Source organism: Cupriavidus sp. GW823-FHT06D04, from assembly GCF_058795055.1.
The window spans coordinates 82,759-98,820 of record NZ_JBXAHL010000002.1; the positions used below are offsets into that span (position 1 = coordinate 82,759).

A 16,062-nucleotide genomic window follows, 5' to 3' on the forward strand; every position below is an offset into this window, starting at 1 on the left:
GAAGACAGAACAGGATTAGAGGAGCATTTGCGATGAGTACTGCTACCCCGGACGCGCTCGCCCATCCGCACGATCACGCGCATGACGACCACGCGCACGACCACCCGCATGGCTGGCGCCGCTGGCTGTTCGCGACCAACCACAAGGACATCGGTACGCTGTACCTGCTGTTCTCGTTCATCATGCTGCTATCGGGCGGCTTGCTGGCACTGCTGATCCGCCTGGAGTTGTTCGAGCCGGGCCTGCAGTTCTTCCGCCCCGAGCTGTTCAACCAGTTCACCACCATGCACGGCCTGGTGATGGTGTTCGGCGCGATCATGCCGGCCTTCGTCGGCTTCGCCAACTGGATGATCCCGCTGCAGATCGGCGCGTCCGACATGGCGTTCGCGCGCATGAACAACTTCAGCTTCTGGCTGATGCCGCCGGCCGCGCTGCTGCTGGCCGGCTCGTTCCTGGTCCCGGGCGGCGCCACCGCCGCCGGCTGGACCCTGTACGCGCCGCTGTCGGTGCAGATGGGCCCGGGCATGGACATGGCCATCTTCGCGATGCACATCATGGGTGCGTCGTCGATCATGGGCTCGATCAACATCATCGTGACCATCCTCAACATGCGCGCCCCGGGCATGACGCTGATGAAGATGCCGATGTTCTGCTGGACCTGGCTGATCACCGCCTACCTGCTGATCGCCGTGATGCCCGTGCTGGCTGGTGCCATCACCATGGTGCTGACCGACCGCCATTTCGGCACGAGCTTCTTCTCGGCCGCCGGCGGCGGCGACCCGGTGATGTACCAGCACATCTTCTGGTTCTTCGGCCACCCCGAGGTGTACATCATGATCCTGCCGGCCTTCGGGATCGTCTCGCAGGTGGTGCCGGCGTTTGCCCGCAAGCGCCTGTTCGGCTACAGCTCGATGGTGTACGCCACCGCCTCGATCGCCATCCTGTCGTTCATCGTGTGGGCCCACCACATGTTCACGACCGGCATGCCGGTGACCGGCCAGCTGTTCTTCATGTACGCGACCATGCTGATCGCGGTGCCCACCGCCGTGAAGATCTTCAACTGGATCGCCACCATGTGGCGCGGCTCGATGACCTTCGAGACCCCGATGCTGTTCTCGATCGGCTTCATCTTCGTGTTCACCATCGGCGGCTTCACCGGCCTGATGCCGGCCGTGGCCCCGATCGACATCCAGCTGCAGGACACCTACTTCATCGTGGCGCACTTCCACTATGTGCTGGTGGCCGGCTCGCTGTTCGCGCTGTTCGCGGGCTTCTACTACTGGGGTCCGAAGTGGAGCGGTTTCATGTACAACGAAACCCGCGGCCAGATCCACTTCTGGGGCTCGATCATCTTCTTCAATGTCACCTTCTTCCCGATGCACTTCCTGGGTCTGGCCGGCATGCCGCGTCGCTATGCCGACTATCCGACCCAGTTCGCGGATTTCAACGCGATCGCGTCGATCGGTGCGCTGGGCTTCGGCCTGATGCAGGTGTACTTCTTCTTCTTCGTGGTGCTGCCGTCGTACCGCGGTGGCGAGAAGGCCGCCGACAAGCCCTGGGATGGCGCCGAGGGCCTGGAGTGGACCGTGCCGTCGCCGGCGCCGTTCCACACCTTTGAAGTTCCCCCGCAGGTCCGCTAAGGCGCGGCCAGCGTAATCAGGCAGCGGGAGGCGGCAGCGTCCGCCTCCCGCGCCGGCAGGCAACAGAAGCAACTATGCAGTCTCCAGACAAAAGCCCATCACGCCCGGACCAGAAGGCCGCCAACCGCCGCCTTGGCCTGATCCTGCTGTCGATCGTGGTGGTTTTCTTTCTGGGGTTCTTCGCCAAGATGATGTTTCTTGGCTGAGGCGGCAGGGTAGCGAGATGAGCAACGACCAGCAGGCTGGCAGGGAAGCGGACAAGCGGTTCAACCGCGGCATGATGCTGCGCCTGGTCGTGATCGTGGCCGTGATGTTCGGCTTCGGCTATGCGCTGGTGCCGCTGTACAAGAAGATCTGCGAGATCACCGGCATCAACGTGATCACCACGCGCGAGCTGCACGGCGCGGTGAAGAACACGCAGGTCGACAAGAGCCGCACCATCACGGTGGAGTTCGACTCCAACGCGCGCGGGCCCTTCGCCTTCCGGCCGGTGAAGAACAGCATGGAAGTGCACCCGGGCGAGATGGCGACGATCGTCTATGAGGTGGCCAACGGGCAGCCGCGCGATATCTCGGCGCAGGCCATCCCGAGCTACGCGCCCAAGCAGGCGACCCAGTATTTCATGAAGCTGGAGTGCTTCTGCTTCAAGCAGCAGACGCTCAAGGCGAAAGAGGCGCGCGAGATGCCGGTGGTGTTCGTGATCGATCCCGCGCTGCCCAAAGATGTGAAGAATATTACGCTGTCGTACACCTTCTTCGAGGTGGGTGCGCCGGTGGCGCAGGCGCCCGAGGGCCAGGTGGCGCCGCAGCCGGCACCGGCCGGCAAGGGCATCTGAGACGGCTGCGGTGCATGCCGGGGCTGAGGAGGACGGGCGATGGATGAGATGAAGGACGCGGTCAAGCGCAAGATGTCGTTCGCGCAAACCATGCGCGCGGTGCTGTGGTCGTTCATCGGCCTGCGCAAAGGCGCCGAGCACGAGCGCGACATGGCCCGGTTAAACCCGGTGCATGTGGTGATCGCAGGCGTGATCGCGGCGGCCATCTTCATCGCGGTGCTGGTGGTCATCGTGCGCATCGTGGTGGGACAGGCAGCGGGATAGCAGGGCAGGAAGGGTAGACAACAAAAGCAGTCGCAGAACAAAGCAACCGCGGCGGCGGGGCCGGCCCAGAGGAGGGGGCGGCCCGCAGTGCCAAAGCGCGGATCACGAATACTGAATCAAAGACTCTGAGCTGGAGATAAAAGAATGAGTGCGAATCGCGCAAACGCTCCGTACTACTTCGTACCGGGCCCGTCGCGCCACCCGATCACGGCAAGCTTCGGCCTGCTGATGACGGGCGCGGGAGCCGCCGGTTGGGTAAACGGGCAGCCCTGGGCGCCGTACCTGTGCGGCTTCGGCCTGCTGTGGTTCCTGTTCGTGCTCAAGAGCTGGTTTGGCGACGCCATCAGCGAGTCCGAAGGCGGCATGTACGGCAAGAACATCGACCTGTCGTTCCGCTGGTCGATGGGCTGGTTCATCTTCTCGGAGGTGATGTTCTTCGCGGCTTTCTTCGGCGCGCTGTTCTATGCCCGCACCATCGCCATGCCGTGGCTGGGCGACCTGAACAACAAGATCCTGTGGCCCGACTTTGCCGCGGTGTGGCCCAACACCGGCCCGGCCGGCGTGGTGGAAAGCTTCCAGACCATGGGTCCGTGGCCGATCCCGACCATCAACACCGCGCTGCTGCTGATGTCCGGCCTGACGCTGACCTGGGCGCACCACGCGCTGCTGGCCGGCAAGCGCAGCCAGCTGATCCAGGGCCTGTCGCTGACCATCCTGCTGGGCGCGGTCTTCATGTGCTTCCAGGTGTACGAGTACATGCACGCCTACTCGGAACTGAACCTGAAGCTGTCCTCGGGCATCTACGGCTCGACCTTCTTCCTGCTGACCGGCTTCCACGGCTTCCACGTGACCATGGGCGCTATCATGCTGACCGTGGTGCTGATCCGCGTGCTGAAGGGCCACTTCACGCCTGATCACCACTTTGCATTCGAAGGCGCTGCCTGGTACTGGCACTTTGTTGACGTGGTGTGGCTGTTCCTCTACGTCGTGGTGTACTGGCTGTAAATCCGGCTGCCGTACCCGCCGGCGCGCCCCTCGGGGGCGGCCGGCGCCAACGCAAAAGAGAAACGCCGCAGGAGGTTGTCTAGCCTGCGGCGTTTGTCTTTTGCGGGCCTGCTGCCCGCGTCCTGGCGTTCAGGGCGCCATGCGGATGCCCGTGCTGTGGATCCAGCCCATCCAGTTCGAGAACAGGATGAACAGGAACAGCGCCACCGAGAACCCGACACGCAGCATCAGCGAGCGCATCATGTTGGGCGTCGTGCCGCGGTCGCGCATCATGAAGAACAGGGCGGAGGCCAGGCTGGCGATGATCAGGATGAAGGCAACGATGATGACAATGCGCATGGCGGGGCAGGTCGGGGCAAAGAGCGACGGAAAAACCCATTATCGCACCGGCCCGCGTTGTGGTCCCGCCTGGCGATGACAGTGCGCCGCAGGTTCAGCCCGCTGCCGCTGGCCGCCGCGCTGGTGGTGATCGCCGTGACCTGCGCGCTGGGCAACTGGCAGCTCAACCGCGCGCACGACAAAGAGGCGCGCGCGGCGCGGCTGCAGGCGCTGTCGGCGCAGCCGCCGGTGTTGCTGGGCACGGCGCCGCTGCCGCAAGTTGTGACCGACCGCACGGTCCGCGTGACCGGGCGCTTTGACACGGCCCGCAGCGTATTGCTGGATAATCGCCCCCACGGCAATGGCAGCAGCCCCGGGGATAGCCGCGCCGGCTTCCTGGTGCTGACGCCGCTGCGGATTTCAGCCGCCTCGCCAGCGCCAGCAGGTGCCGCCGGCGCCATGCAGGCGGTGCTGGTGCTGCGCGGCTGGCTGCCGCGCGATGCCCAGGACCGCACCAGGATTGCGCCGTTCCCCACGCCCGAGGGCGAGGTAACGATCGAAGGCACGGCACTGGCGGCCGTGCCGCGGGTCTATAGCCTGGGCCAGGACGCCGCTGGCAGCAAGATCCGCCAGAACCTGGACATCGCTGCCTATGCGGCCGAAACCGGCCTGGCGCTGCACCCGCTGGTGCTGGAGCAGCGCAGCGACACCGGCGATGGCCTGGCGCGCGACTGGGCCCCGGCCGACTTGGGCGCGGACCGACACTACGGCTATGCCTTCCAGTGGTTCGGGCTGGCCGCGCTGACGGTGGTGCTGGTGGCCGTGCTGGGCTGGCGCCGCGCGCGCCGGGTGGCCGCACCGTAACTCGAATGAACCGGGCGCATGCGCTCGCCGAAGACAAAGGACAGACGTACTCCATGGCACAGCAAGACTCCGCCCCGGCCGCCGCGGCCTCGCCGCCGGATACCCGCATCGATGCGCGCACGCGCCGCGGCCGCCTGCAGATGCTGATGCTGTTGCTGGTGTGCGCGTCGCCGGTGATTGCCTCTTACTTCACCTACTACGTGATCAAGCCGCGCGGTGGCGCCACCAACTACGGCGCGCTGGTCGACCCGCAGCGGCCGATGCCGCCGGTGCGCGTCACCGACGAGCAGGGTCGTGCCGTGCCGCTGGAGCAGTTCCGCGGCAAATGGCTGCTGGTGACCGCCGATCCGTCCGCCTGCGACGAGGCCTGCGCGAAGAAGCTCTTCACCATCCGCCAGATCCGCGCCGGGCAGGGCCAGGACCGCGAACGGATCGTGCCGGTGTGGCTGGTGACCGATGATGGCAAGATCGACGAGCGCCTGACCGCCGCCTACAACGAGCCCTACGCCGGTGTGCGTTTCCTGCGCATCGACCGCCAGGCCGCCCAGCAGTGGCTGCCGGCCGAACCCGGCAAGCGCGCCGAGGACACCCTGTTCCTGGTCGACCCGCTGGGCAACCTGATGATGCGTTTCCCGCAGGACCCGGACCCCAAGAAGATGAGCGGCGACCTGAAGAAGCTGCTCAAGGTCTCGCGCATCGGCTAAAGGGGACGGCATGCTGCTGCAACTGGCCATCATCGGCATCCTGATCGCGCTGTTTCCGCTGTCCTACGTGCTGGTGAAAGGGGACCGCAACAAGTACCGCAAACTCGCCTGGATCACGGCGTTCCTGACGCTGGACCTGATCATGTTCGGCAGCTTCACGCGCCTGACCGACTCCGGCCTGGGCTGCCCGGACTGGCCCGGCTGCTACGGGCACTCCAACCCGCACGCCGCGATGGAGCCGATCCGCGCGGCCGAGACCGCGCTGCCCAGCGGCCCGGTGACGCTGGCCAAGGCGTGGATCGAGATGATCCACCGCTACTTCGCCATGGCGGTCGGGGTGCTGATCATCACGCTGATGGTGCTGGCGTGGGTCAAGCGGCGCGAGCTGAAGCAGTCGCCGTGGTTCGCCACCGGGGTGCTGCTGCTGGTGTGCGTGCAGGGCGCGTTCGGCGCCTTCACTGTGACCCTGAAGCTGCAGCCCGTCATCGTGGTCACGCACCTGATGCTGGGCATGGCCCTGCTGGCCGTGCTGATCCAGCTGGGCTCGCGCAACGATCCGCCGCACCCGGTCGCGGCGCAGGCCGCGCGCCTGCGCTGGCCGGTGCGCATCGGCCTGCTGCTGCTGGTGATCCAGATCTTCCTGGGCGGCTGGGTCAGCACCAACTACGCGGTGCTGGCCTGTACCGACTTCCCGCTGTGCAACGGCCAGCTGGTGCCCGAGATGGATTTCCGCCACGGCTTCACGCTTTGGCGCCAGCTGGGCATGACCGCCGACGGCGACTACATCCCGCACGCGGCGCTGGTGGCGATCCACTGGGTCCACCGCGGCTTTGCCTTTGTCGTGCTGGGCTACCTGGCGTGGCTTGGCCTGCGCGCGCGCAGGCTTGAAGGGCTCGCGCGCGCGGCCGGCTGGCTGCTGGGCACGCTGGTGCTGCAATTGGCCACCGGGATGTCCAATATCGTGTTCGACTGGCCGCTGGTGGCCGCGGTTGCGCACAACGGCGGCGCGGCGCTGCTCCTGCTGCTGCTGGTCCGCCTCCACTACAATACAGGGCTCGCAGGGCTCACCATGCGGGCCGCCGGCGCCCCCGCTGCCGTGCCGAACGCCGCCCGCGCCACATGAAAGACAAGACCCCTTCCGTGGTTACCGCTACCCACCCCCATTCGCTGGGCAAGTTGAGCCGGATACGGCACCTTGCCCGACAATACGCCGCCCTGACCAAGCCGCGCGTGACGCAGCTGGCCGTGTTCTGCGCCATCATCGGCATGTTCCTGGCCACGCCCGGCATGGTGCCGTGGCGCGTGCTGATCGGCGGCGCCGCCGGCATCTGGCTGCTGGCCGGTGCGGCCTTTGCCATCAATTGCCTGGTCGAGCAGAAGATCGACGCGCTGATGCGCCGCACCGCGTGGCGCCCGTCGGCCACCGGCGAGATCACCACGCCGCAGACCCTGGTGTTCTCCGCCATCCTGGGCGGCGCCGGCATGTGGCTGCTGCACGTCTACGCCAACGACCTGACGATGTGGCTGACCTTTGCCACCTTCCTCGGCTACGCGGTGGTCTACACCATCCTGCTCAAGCCGGCCACGCCGCAGAACATCGTCATCGGCGGACTGTCCGGGGCGATGCCGCCGGCGCTGGGCTGGGCCGCGGTGGCGGGCGAGGTGCCGGCCGAGGCCTGGTTCCTGGTGCTGATCATCTTCACCTGGACCCCGCCGCACTTCTGGGCACTGGCGCTGTACCGCCGCGCCGACTACGCCAAGTCCGGCCTGCCGATGCTGCCGGTCACGCACGGCGAGCGCTATACGCTGCTGCATATCCTGCTGTACACGCTGATCATGATCGCCGCGACGCTGCTGCCCTTTGTCTACGGCATGAGCGGCTATATCTACCTGGCGGCCGCGCTGGCGCTGGGCGCGGGTTTCCTGGCCTATGCCTGGAAGATGTACCGCAACTATTCAGACGAACTGGCGCAGCGCACCTTCCGCTTCTCGATCCTGTACCTGTCGCTGCTGTTTGCCGCGCTGCTGGTCGACCACTACTTCAAGTTCGTGCCCCAGGTGTGACCTGTGGCCCACCGGCTGCGGCATCTTGTCGCGGCCGGCGCAGCGTGGCGACACGATCGGCGATACTGCGTGATGTCGCCGCCCTCCGGTGCCGCCGTTTCCTCCCACCCCTGACCGGTTTCCGCCGCATGCCCCGCCTAAGCCCCGCCTCCGGCCTGTTCGCCGCCTTCCGCCGCTTTTCCCTGCTGGCCGCGCTTGCGCTGGCCGTGGCTGCCTGCGGGCAGCAGAAGGTCTCGTTCCGCAATGTCGACATCACCGGCGCGGCGGACTTCGGCAAGGACTTCTCGCTGACCGACCATCACGGCAAGGTGCGCACCATCGCCGACTTCAAGGGCAAGGCGGTGGTGATGTTCTTCGGCTACACCCACTGCCCGGACGTGTGCCCGACCACGATGGCCGAACTGAAGGCGGTGATGGAGAAACTGGGCCCGGACGCCGACCGCGTGCAGGTGCTGTTCGTCACGGTCGATCCGGAACGCGACACGCAGGCGCTGCTGGCCCAGTACGTGCCGGCCTTCGATGCGCGCTTCCTGGGGTTGCGCCCGGCCGACGAAGCCGCACTGCAGAAGGTGACCAAGGACTTCAAGGTGTTCTATGCCAAGGTGCCGGGCAGCTCCCCGAGCAACTACACGGTGGACCACTCCGCGGGCAGCTATGTGTTCGATCCGGAGGGCAAGCTGCGGCTGTTCATCCGCCACGGCCAGGGTCCGGATCCGATCGCGCACGACCTGAAACAGCTGCTGTCGTGATGTGAAAGGGAGGGAAGGGGTGCGGCATAACGTCGCACTTGTCCCCTCGCGGGCAACAAAAAGGCCGGTCCAGTGGACCGGCCTTTTGCATGGCTGGGGGAGCGGGTCAGGCGAACGCCTGCAGCGCCCCCTTCATCTTCTTCATGGCCGCGGCCTCGATCTGGCGGATGCGCTCGGCCGAGACGCCGAACTCGTCAGCCAGCTCATGCAGCGTGGAGCCGCCCGAGCCATCGTCCTCGACGTGCAGCCAGCGCGCCTCGATGATGCGGCGGCTGCGTTCGTCCAGCTTGGCCAACGCCTCTTCCAGACCCTCGACCTGCATGCGGTCGTGGCGCTTGGCTTCCAGCACGCGGGTGGGCTCGTTGTGGTTGTCCGCCAGGTAGGCGATGGGGGCGAATTCCTCTTCGCCGTCGTCGATCTGGCCTTCCAGCGCCAGGTCGCCGCCCGACAGGCGGGTTTCCATCTCCATCACTTCTTCGGGCTTGACGTTCAGCTCGCGCGCCACGGCCTCGACCTGCTCCGGCGTGAACGTGTGTGCGCCCTGCTTGTGGCTGCGCAGGTTGAAGAACAGCTTGCGCTGGGCCTTGGTGGTGGCCACCTTGACCATGCGCCAGTTCTTCAGCACGTATTCGTGGATCTCGGCCTTGATCCAGTGCATCGCGTACGACACCAGGCGCACGCCCTGGTCGGGGTCGAAGCGCTTGACCGCCTTCATCAGGCCGATATTGCCTTCCTGGATCAGGTCGGCGTGGGGCAGGCCGTAGCCCAGGTACTGGCGGGCAATCGACACCACCAGGCGCAGGTGGGACATCACCATCTGGCGGGCAGCATCAACGGAGTCGTGGTCGCGGAGCTCGCGCGCCAGGCGCTGCTCTTCCTCCGCGGTCAACAACGGAATCCGGTGGACAGCCTGGATATAGCTGTCGAGGTTGCCAACGGTGGCCGGGAAGGTCAGCGCAAAGCTGCCCGTGCTCCGGGGTGCCGTCGGCAGACGGTTATTCAGGGTTTGGTCGGCAGACAAGACTGCGTTCACTCAATGGCTCCTTTCGCATCCGGCGGTTCGGTTGCCGGTGTGCCGCGCCTCTTGGTCGGCGGCACTGCAACACATATTAGCACTCAGGCCGGGTGAGTGCTAATTGGAGTCCCGATGGCAGTGATAGTTCCACTCGATTGCTCTTGCGGATAGCATAGCTACTTACCGCTTCGAGCGGCGGAAACGATACCCACGGTTCGGCGCACAGGATATTAGAGCGGCGCGGGGCACGGGGGTTCTGCCCGCTGCTGCAATGATTTGTTGCAGCAGCGGCTACACTCGACCCACCTGCGGCGCGCTGGCATCCTTGCGAGCCTCTCTCATTCCACCGGAGGAGTTATGTCTGCTATCGAACACTTGCTCAAGCCGCATGTGCGCGACCTGGGCGATTTTACCGTGCGCCGGCTGTTGCCCGCCGCCGCTACCCAGACCGTCGGGCCGTTTATTTTCTTCGACCATATGGGGCCGGTGCAGCTGCCGCCGGGCGCCGGCGCTGATGTGCGTCCGCATCCCCATATCGGGCTGGCCACGGTCACCTACCTGTTCGAGGGCGAGATCATCCACCGCGACAGCCTGGGCAGCGACCAGGCGATCCGCCCAGGCGACGTCAACTGGATGACCGCCGGGCGCGGCATCGTGCACTCGGAACGCTCGCCCGAGCATGTGCGCCCCGCCGGGGCCCGGCTGCACGGCATCCAGACCTGGGTGGCACTGCCGCAGGAGCATGAGGGTGCCGAGCCGTCGTTCTTCCACCATCCCGCTGCCACGCTGCCGCAGATCGAGCGGCCGGGCGTGCGCATGGTGGTGATTGCGGGCGATGCCTTTGGCCAGGTCTCTCCGGTCAAGGTCTTCAGCCGCACCCTGTATGTGGCGATCGAGCTGGATGCGGGCGCGAGCGTGGAGATCCCGGCCGAGCATGCCGAACGGGGCGTCTATCCGGTGGATGGCGCGGTGGCGCTCGACGGCGAGCCGCTGCCGGCCGAGCATATGGTGGTGCTCACGCCGGGCCAGCCCGCGACGCTGACGGCCACGGCGCCGTCGCGCGTGATGCTGCTGGGCGGCGACCCGACCGACGGGCACCGCTTTATCTACTGGAATTTCGTTGCCAGCAGCAAGGTGGCGATCGAGGCTGCCGCCCAGCGCTGGGAGGACGATCAGTTCCCGCACGTGCCGGGCGAGACCGAGCGCATCCCGCTGCCTCCGCGCAAGGCCTGACAGCGGTCCCGGGGCTGGCTCAGACCGGGCTGGCCCAGGTCACGTGGGTGCCTTGCCGCAGGCATTCGCGGATGGCATCGACCTGGATCGCGATCGGTGCCGGCACCGGCACCGCGCCGTCCAGCACGCGCCGGATCCAGGCCACGGTCTGGCCGGCGTCGCTGCCGGGCGGCAGTTCAGGTACTTCGGCCAGTGAACCCACGGCCGGATCGACCAGCGTCTGCTGGTGCCCCTCATGCAGCCAGTCGATGCGGCTGGTGCGGCGCGCATCGGCCACCACTTCGCCCTCGGTGCCGCGTGCCAGCAGCACGTTGGCGGGCTCATGCGAGAAGTAGTCGGTCAGCGTCTCGCGGTATTCGGGGTGGGTGTAGCTGTACAGGCGCAACCCTTCCGCGGGCGAATGCTCGCCCACCGGCTGCAGCATCTTGGCCACCGTATGCGCCGAATTGCGCAGGCCGATCACGGTGCGCCGCTCCAGCAGCTGCGACAGCCCGGGCGACAGCACATCCACCGGCAACACCGCGAGCGGCCCGAGGTCGCTGCCCTCGCGCAGCCGTGCCGAGGCCTCGTCGGTCGTCGCGCACAAGGGCACGCCCAGGGCCTCGAACAGCGTCATGCTAGTCACGCGGCCATTGAACAGGCGCGTGCCGTGCACCAGCACGGGGACATCTTCGCGCGCCAGCAGCAGCGCCAGCAGCGGCACCAGGTTGGGTTGCTTGCGCGCGCCGTTGTAGCTGGGGATCACCACCACCTGCCGGTCAGGCGGCGCCGGCAGCGGCTGGCAGTGCGCATGGGCGGCTTCCAGCATGCCCGCCAGCTCGTGCGGGGCCTCGCCCTTGATGCGGTAGGCCATCAGGATGGCGCCAAGCTCCAGGTCGGAGACGCGCCCGGCCAGCATGGCGTCGAACAGGGCCTGCGCGTCTTCGCGGGGCAGCGCGCGCGCGCCGTTGACGCCGCGGCCGATCTCCTTGATATAGCGGGCAGCAGGGAAGGACGTGGCTGGCGTGGTCATGGCGGCGTGGGGGTAGTCTGTTCTGGGTTCATGATAGCGGAGCCAGGCCGCCGCGCCCACCGCCGCCGGTCACCGCGCATCGCCTCCTGAGGACACTACGCGGCTTCCTGCAGCGCCGGGTTGCGCTGCTTGCGGTAGAGGAAGTCCAGCACCGCGGTGCGGCAGGCGTGATAGGCCTTGTCATCGGCCAGCGCGACGCGGTCGCGCGGGCGCGGCAGGCCCACCTTCAGGATCTCGCCGATGGTGGCGGCCGGGCCATTGGTCATCATCACGATGCGGTCGGCCAGCAGCACGGCCTCGTCGACGTCGTGGGTCACCATCACCACCGTGCTGCGAGTGCGCGCCACGATCTTGATCAGCTCGTCCTGCAGGTGCGCGCGCGTGAGCGCATCGAGCGCGCCGAAGGGCTCGTCCATCAGCAGCACCTTGGGCGCCATCGCCAGCGCGCGGGCAATGCCCACGCGCTGCTTCATGCCGCCGGAGATTTCATGCGGGTACTTGTTCTCGGCGTGCGTCAGGCCCACCAGCGCCAGCGTGTCATGCGTGCGCGCCTTGAGCTGTGGCTTGCTCTCGTTGGCGGCGAAGACGCGCTCCACGCCCAGGTAGACGTTCTCGAAGCACGTCAGCCACGGCAGCAGCGAATGGTTCTGGAACACCACCGCGCGCTCTGGCCCCGGCCCGGCGATCTCGCGCCCGGCGCAGATCAGCGCGCCGGTGGTGGGCGTGGCCAGTCCCGCGACCAGGTTCAGCAGTGTGGACTTGCCGCAGCCGGAATGGCCGATCAGCGTGATGAACTCGCCCTCGGCGATCTGCAGGTTGATATCGCGCAGGGCGACGAACGGGCCCTTGCGGGTCTTGAAGGTCTGGCCGACGTTTTCGATGCTGACGAACTTGTCCATGGCGATTCTCCCCGCGTATCAGTTGGTGCCGTAGCTGAAGCGCCGGGCCAGCGCCAGCAGCGCGTGCTCGAGCAGCAGCCCGATGATGCCGATCACGAAGATCGCGATCACGATGTGCTCGACCTTCAGGTTGTTCCATTCGTCCCACAGCCAGAAGCCGATGCCGGTGCCGCCGGTCAGCATCTCGGCCGCGACAATCACCAGCCACGCGGTGCCGATCGACAGCCGCACGCCGGTCAGCATGTAGGGCAGCACTGCGGGGAACAGCACCCGCGTGAATACCTTCCATTCCGACAGGTCCAGCACGCGCGCCACGTTCAGGTAGTCCTGCGGCACGCGCGTGACGCCCACCGCGGTGTTGATCACCATCGGCCAGATTGAGCAGATAAAGATCGCCCAGATCGCGGCCGGGTTGGCGGCCTTGAACAGCAGCAGGCCGATCGGCAGCCACGCCAGCGGCGAGACCGGGCGCAGCAGGCTGATCACCGGCGCGGTCATCGCGTTCAGGAAGGCAAAGCGCCCGATCAGGAAGCCGGCCGGGATGCCGACCAGCGCGGCCAGGCCGAAGCCCGCCGCGACGCGCGCCAGCGATGCCAGCACGTTCCAGCCGATGCCCTGGTCATTGGGCCCGTTGCGGTAGAACGGGTCGGCAAACAGCGGCACCGCGGCGTTCCATGTGGCCTGCGGCGTGGGGATGGCCGGGATCATCGTGGCGATGCCGTGCCAGGCCAGCACGAACAGGGCAAAACCCAGTACCGGCGGCACGGCCTTGAGCACCAGCGCGGCGACCGCTTCGCGGCGTTGCGCACGCCGGGCCTGCGCGGCGATTTCCTGCTCGCGCCGGCGCGCCCGCTCCTTGGTGTCGGGGTCGGCGCTGGCGGCTACAGTTGCACCATCGGGCGTAGTGTGGGCTATGGCATTCACGTCTGGCTCCTTTCGTCAGGGGCACTGCGGATCAGTGGGGGAAGGCTTGCGTCAGGCCTTGATCTTGAAACCGTCGGCGTAGGCCTTGGGGTCCTTGCCGTCCCAGACCACGCCGTCGATCAGCTTGGCGCTGCGCATGTCGCTCTTGGGCAGCGGCACCTGGGCGGCGGCGGCGGCCTGCTTGTAGACGTCGATGCGGTTGACCTGCCTGGCCACGGCGAGATAGTCCGGATGTTCCTTCAGCAGGCCCCAGCGCTTGTGCTGGGTCAGGAACCACATGCCGTCGGACAGGTACGGGTAGTTGGCGCTGCCGTCCTGGTAGAACTTCATCGCGTCGGGGTCGTCCCAGGTCTTGCCCAGGCCGTTGGTGTAGCGGCCCAGCATGCGGTCCAGGATGATGTCCATGTCGGTGTTGACGTAGGACTTGGCGGCGATGGTCTCGGCGGTCTTGCGGCGGTTGGAGGCCGACGCATCGATGAACTTCGATGCCTCCAGCACCGCGGCCACCATCGCGCGCGCGGTGTTGGGGTATTTCTGCACGAATTCGGCGGTGGTGCCCAGGGTCTTTTCGGGGTGGCTCTTCCAGATGGCCTGCGTGGTCTCGGCGGTGAAGCCGATCTTGTCGGCGATGGCGCGCGCGCCCCAGGGCTCGCCCACGCAGAAGCCGTCCATATTGCCCACGCGCATATTGGCCACCATCTGCGGCGGCGGCACCGTGATCGCCTTGGCGTCCTGCATCGGGTTGATGCCGTTGGCTGCCAGCCAGTAGTACAGCCACATCGCATGCGTGCCGGTGGGGAAGGTCTGGGCGAAGGTGTAGTCGCGCTTCTCCTTCATCATCAGCGCCTTCAGGCTGGCGCCGTCCTTCACGCCTTTCTCGGCGAGCTTGGACGACAGCGTGATGGCCTGGCCGTTGTGGTTCAGGTTCATCAGCACGGCCATGTCTTTTTTCGGACCGCCGATGCCCAGCTGCACGCCGTAGATCAGGCCATACAGCACGTGCGCCGCGTCCAGCTCGCCGTTGACCAGCTTGTCGCGCACGCCGGCCCACGAGGCTTCCTTGGTCGGCGTGATCTTGATGCCGTATTTCTTGTCCAGCCCGAGCGTGGCGGCCATCACCACCGAGGCGCAGTCGGTCAGCGGGATAAAGCCGATGCGCACATCGGTCTTCTCGGGCGCATCCGAGCCCGCAGCCCACGCACCGGCGCGCACCAGCGGATCGACCAGCGTCATCACGCTGGCGCCGGCGATGGTGGCCAGCACGCGGCGGCGGCCGCTGCTGGCCGGGACGGCGTCGGCAGCCGCGTCGGAAACGTGGACGGCTGCGTGCAGCGGCTTGGCAATCCTGAGGCGAGAGGGCATTGCATGGCTCCAAGAAAAAAGGCGTCCCTGCCGCGACCGGCTTCGCCAGAAGACCGGTGCGGCGCAGGGACGCCGTTGTCCGTGGCGTGACGCAGCCCGCGTTGGCCGTGTCCGCCGAAATGGTTGGTCGGCCGCCGTTGGCCGATACCTGCATAACGCAAGGCGTATGCCAGCCTGTGCAGTGCAGCATTCGAGGGCGGATTTGTGACGGATCGGGAGGGAATGGTCGGATGCGGTGCGCGCGCGGTCGCCGCTGCCACATTCGGGGGAGCCGGGGAGGGAGGTGACGCCGCGCGGCAGCGCCAGGAGCGTGCATTGCACCAGTCGCGTGCGGCAGCGCACCACGACTGGCAGGCGGGAGCGGCTCAGCCCATCACGTCGATCACGCGCTGGGCCGCGTCCACCAGCTTCAGGCCGCGCTCCATCGCCATGCTGCGCAGGCGCTTGTAGGCCTCGTCCTCGCTGAGGCCGCGCGCCTGCATCAGCAGCCCCTTGGCGCGCTCGACCACCTTGCGCTCGGCCAGCTTGAGGCGGGTGGCATCGAGCTCGGCGCGCAGCTGCTGGTCCAGTTCAAAGCGAGCATAGGCCACGTCGAGCACGGTCTTGACGCGCTCGGCGCGCAGGCCGTCGACGATATAGGCGGTGATCCCCGCCGTCAGCGCTGCCTTGATGCGCTGGCTGTCGTCGTTATCGGTGAACAGCACGATCGGGCGCGGCGCATGCTGGGTCGAGACGCAGACATGCTCGATGGTGTCGCGCGCGGCGGATTCGGACGCGATGATCAGCATGTCGGGCTGGGTGGCCGTGATCACATCCGGCAGGCGCAGGTCGGCATCGACGATCTGGATCTCGGTAAAGCCCGCGCTGACCAGCCCGCCGCGGATGATCTCGACGTTTAGCGGGTCGGCGTCATGCGGGTCCCGCACGAGCAGGATCCGCAACACCCGGCCGCCGGCAGTCGGCGGGGCAGGTGCGGCGGGGGTGGGCGATGGGGGCGGGTGGCGTCGTGTCATGGCTAGGCTCTGTTGCAGTGCGCCATGCAAGATTCGCGCCGGGTAAGTATCCGGTCACCTGCGCCAGTCCGGTGCGGTGGCGCTGCGAGGATGCCTGGATTCATTGTATGCGGTCGTACGCAGAGCCAACTCTCGCGGTGTATCCTGTTGCCCTGCTGCGC

At 66.9% G+C, this 16,062-nt stretch carries 18 protein-coding genes; 11 read left to right on the top strand and 7 right to left on the bottom strand.

From position 1 onward, the window contains the following. Positions 1–32: 32 nt before the first annotated feature. From ctaD to AC1Q7H_RS04080, 5 genes are all read left to right on the top strand, one after another. Entirely contained in the window at positions 33–1,640 is a 1,608-nt protein-coding gene (gene ctaD / locus AC1Q7H_RS04060; RefSeq protein WP_010814820.1) for a cytochrome c oxidase subunit I, read from the top strand. A gap of 74 nt (positions 1,641–1,714) precedes the next feature. Beyond that, positions 1,715–1,846, top strand: a complete 132-nt coding sequence (locus tag AC1Q7H_RS04065) for a cytochrome oxidase small assembly protein (protein ID WP_010814819.1) — start codon at positions 1,715–1,717, stop codon at positions 1,844–1,846. A gap of 17 nt (positions 1,847–1,863) precedes the next feature. After that, positions 1,864–2,475: a cytochrome c oxidase assembly protein gene (locus AC1Q7H_RS04070; RefSeq protein ID WP_013955439.1), complete on the top strand. Its 612-nt coding sequence runs from the start codon at positions 1,864–1,866 to the stop codon at positions 2,473–2,475. Positions 2,476–2,514: 39 nt separating this feature from the next. After that, positions 2,515–2,739: a DUF2970 domain-containing protein gene (locus AC1Q7H_RS04075; protein WP_013955440.1), complete on the top strand. Its 225-nt coding sequence runs from the start codon at positions 2,515–2,517 to the stop codon at positions 2,737–2,739. 144 nt (positions 2,740–2,883) lie between these two features. Continuing rightward, positions 2,884–3,744, top strand: coding sequence for a cytochrome c oxidase subunit 3 (locus AC1Q7H_RS04080; protein WP_013955441.1), 861 nt, complete (start codon positions 2,884–2,886; stop codon positions 3,742–3,744). A gap of 129 nt (positions 3,745–3,873) precedes the next feature. Here the strand turns inward: AC1Q7H_RS04080 and AC1Q7H_RS04085 are convergent, their stop codons facing one another. After that, positions 3,874–4,083, bottom strand: a complete 210-nt coding sequence (locus AC1Q7H_RS04085; RefSeq protein ID WP_013955442.1) for a twin transmembrane helix small protein — start codon at positions 4,081–4,083, stop codon at positions 3,874–3,876. A gap of 75 nt (positions 4,084–4,158) precedes the next feature. Here AC1Q7H_RS04085 and AC1Q7H_RS04090 point away from each other — a divergent pair, with 75 nt between their 5' ends. The 5 genes from AC1Q7H_RS04090 to AC1Q7H_RS04110 all read left to right on the top strand — a co-directional run bounded on the left by AC1Q7H_RS04090 (position 4,159) and on the right by AC1Q7H_RS04110 (position 8,443). Next, positions 4,159–4,926: an SURF1 family protein gene (locus AC1Q7H_RS04090; protein ID WP_211980661.1), complete on the top strand. Its 768-nt coding sequence runs from the start codon at positions 4,159–4,161 to the stop codon at positions 4,924–4,926. Between the two features lie 53 nt (positions 4,927–4,979). Further along, positions 4,980–5,630 (top strand): SCO family protein, encoded by a 651-nt coding sequence (locus AC1Q7H_RS04095; protein ID WP_194946769.1) that lies wholly within the window; start codon positions 4,980–4,982, stop codon positions 5,628–5,630. Between the two features lie 10 nt (positions 5,631–5,640). Beyond that, entirely contained in the window at positions 5,641–6,753 is a 1,113-nt protein-coding gene (locus AC1Q7H_RS04100) for a COX15/CtaA family protein (RefSeq protein ID WP_013955445.1), read from the top strand. Then, positions 6,750–7,694, top strand: a complete 945-nt coding sequence (cyoE, locus tag AC1Q7H_RS04105; protein ID WP_013955446.1) for a heme o synthase — start codon at positions 6,750–6,752, stop codon at positions 7,692–7,694. Before AC1Q7H_RS04100 ends, cyoE begins: the two co-directional genes overlap by 4 nt. Before the next feature lie 128 nt (positions 7,695–7,822). Continuing rightward, positions 7,823–8,443, top strand: a complete 621-nt coding sequence (locus AC1Q7H_RS04110; RefSeq protein WP_211980662.1) for an SCO family protein — start codon at positions 7,823–7,825, stop codon at positions 8,441–8,443. 106 nt (positions 8,444–8,549) lie between these two features. Here AC1Q7H_RS04110 and rpoH read toward each other — a convergent pair whose 3' ends face one another. Next, entirely contained in the window at positions 8,550–9,446 is an 897-nt protein-coding gene (rpoH, locus tag AC1Q7H_RS04115) for an RNA polymerase sigma factor RpoH (RefSeq protein WP_371827408.1), read from the bottom strand. 369 nt (positions 9,447–9,815) lie between these two features. Here rpoH and AC1Q7H_RS04120 point away from each other — a divergent pair, with 369 nt between their 5' ends. Beyond that, positions 9,816–10,691, top strand: a complete 876-nt coding sequence (locus AC1Q7H_RS04120) for a pirin family protein (protein ID WP_211980664.1) — start codon at positions 9,816–9,818, stop codon at positions 10,689–10,691. Between the two features lie 19 nt (positions 10,692–10,710). Here AC1Q7H_RS04120 and ybiB read toward each other — a convergent pair whose 3' ends face one another. From ybiB to AC1Q7H_RS04145, 5 genes are all read right to left on the bottom strand, one after another. Then, positions 10,711–11,703: a DNA-binding protein YbiB gene (gene ybiB, locus AC1Q7H_RS04125; RefSeq protein WP_211980665.1), complete on the bottom strand. Its 993-nt coding sequence runs from the start codon at positions 11,701–11,703 to the stop codon at positions 10,711–10,713. A gap of 95 nt (positions 11,704–11,798) precedes the next feature. Next, positions 11,799–12,602, bottom strand: coding sequence for an ABC transporter ATP-binding protein (locus AC1Q7H_RS04130; RefSeq protein ID WP_013955451.1), 804 nt, complete (start codon positions 12,600–12,602; stop codon positions 11,799–11,801). A gap of 18 nt (positions 12,603–12,620) precedes the next feature. Continuing rightward, on the bottom strand, positions 12,621–13,526 hold the full coding sequence (gene ntrB / locus AC1Q7H_RS04135) for a nitrate ABC transporter permease (protein WP_249679039.1): 906 nt from the start codon (positions 13,524–13,526) through the stop codon (positions 12,621–12,623). A gap of 51 nt (positions 13,527–13,577) precedes the next feature. Beyond that, positions 13,578–14,888, bottom strand: a complete 1,311-nt coding sequence (locus AC1Q7H_RS04140; RefSeq protein WP_013955453.1) for a CmpA/NrtA family ABC transporter substrate-binding protein — start codon at positions 14,886–14,888, stop codon at positions 13,578–13,580. A gap of 365 nt (positions 14,889–15,253) precedes the next feature. After that, complete coding sequence (locus AC1Q7H_RS04145) at positions 15,254–15,901, bottom strand: ANTAR domain-containing response regulator (RefSeq protein WP_492378149.1); 648 nt, start codon at positions 15,899–15,901, stop codon at positions 15,254–15,256. Positions 15,902–16,062: the final 161 nt, after the last annotated feature.

Excerpts from the sequence above, each read along its gene's own strand:
- ctaD (WP_010814820.1), top strand. The coding sequence starts at position 33 with ATGAGTACTGCTACCCCGGACGCGCTCGCCCATCCGCACGATCACGCG.
- AC1Q7H_RS04065 (WP_010814819.1), top strand. The coding sequence starts at position 1,715 with ATGCAGTCTCCAGACAAAAGCCCATCACGCCCGGACCAGAAGGCCGCC.
- AC1Q7H_RS04090 (WP_211980661.1), top strand. The coding sequence starts at position 4,159 with ATGACAGTGCGCCGCAGGTTCAGCCCGCTGCCGCTGGCCGCCGCGCTG.
- AC1Q7H_RS04110 (WP_211980662.1), top strand. The coding sequence starts at position 7,823 with ATGCCCCGCCTAAGCCCCGCCTCCGGCCTGTTCGCCGCCTTCCGCCGC.
- AC1Q7H_RS04075 (WP_013955440.1), top strand. The coding sequence starts at position 2,515 with ATGGATGAGATGAAGGACGCGGTCAAGCGCAAGATGTCGTTCGCGCAA.
- ybiB (WP_211980665.1), bottom strand. The coding sequence starts at position 11,703 with ATGACCACGCCAGCCACGTCCTTCCCTGCTGCCCGCTATATCAAGGAG.
- AC1Q7H_RS04100 (WP_013955445.1), top strand. The coding sequence starts at position 5,641 with ATGCTGCTGCAACTGGCCATCATCGGCATCCTGATCGCGCTGTTTCCG.
- AC1Q7H_RS04080 (WP_013955441.1), top strand. The coding sequence starts at position 2,884 with ATGAGTGCGAATCGCGCAAACGCTCCGTACTACTTCGTACCGGGCCCG.
- AC1Q7H_RS04145 (WP_492378149.1), bottom strand. The coding sequence starts at position 15,901 with ATGACACGACGCCACCCGCCCCCATCGCCCACCCCCGCCGCACCTGCC.
- AC1Q7H_RS04085 (WP_013955442.1), bottom strand. The coding sequence starts at position 4,083 with ATGCGCATTGTCATCATCGTTGCCTTCATCCTGATCATCGCCAGCCTG.
- AC1Q7H_RS04095 (WP_194946769.1), top strand. The coding sequence starts at position 4,980 with ATGGCACAGCAAGACTCCGCCCCGGCCGCCGCGGCCTCGCCGCCGGAT.
- cyoE (WP_013955446.1), top strand. The coding sequence starts at position 6,750 with ATGAAAGACAAGACCCCTTCCGTGGTTACCGCTACCCACCCCCATTCG.
- AC1Q7H_RS04140 (WP_013955453.1), bottom strand. The coding sequence starts at position 14,888 with ATGCCCTCTCGCCTCAGGATTGCCAAGCCGCTGCACGCAGCCGTCCAC.
- AC1Q7H_RS04070 (WP_013955439.1), top strand. The coding sequence starts at position 1,864 with ATGAGCAACGACCAGCAGGCTGGCAGGGAAGCGGACAAGCGGTTCAAC.
- AC1Q7H_RS04120 (WP_211980664.1), top strand. The coding sequence starts at position 9,816 with ATGTCTGCTATCGAACACTTGCTCAAGCCGCATGTGCGCGACCTGGGC.
- AC1Q7H_RS04130 (WP_013955451.1), bottom strand. The coding sequence starts at position 12,602 with ATGGACAAGTTCGTCAGCATCGAAAACGTCGGCCAGACCTTCAAGACC.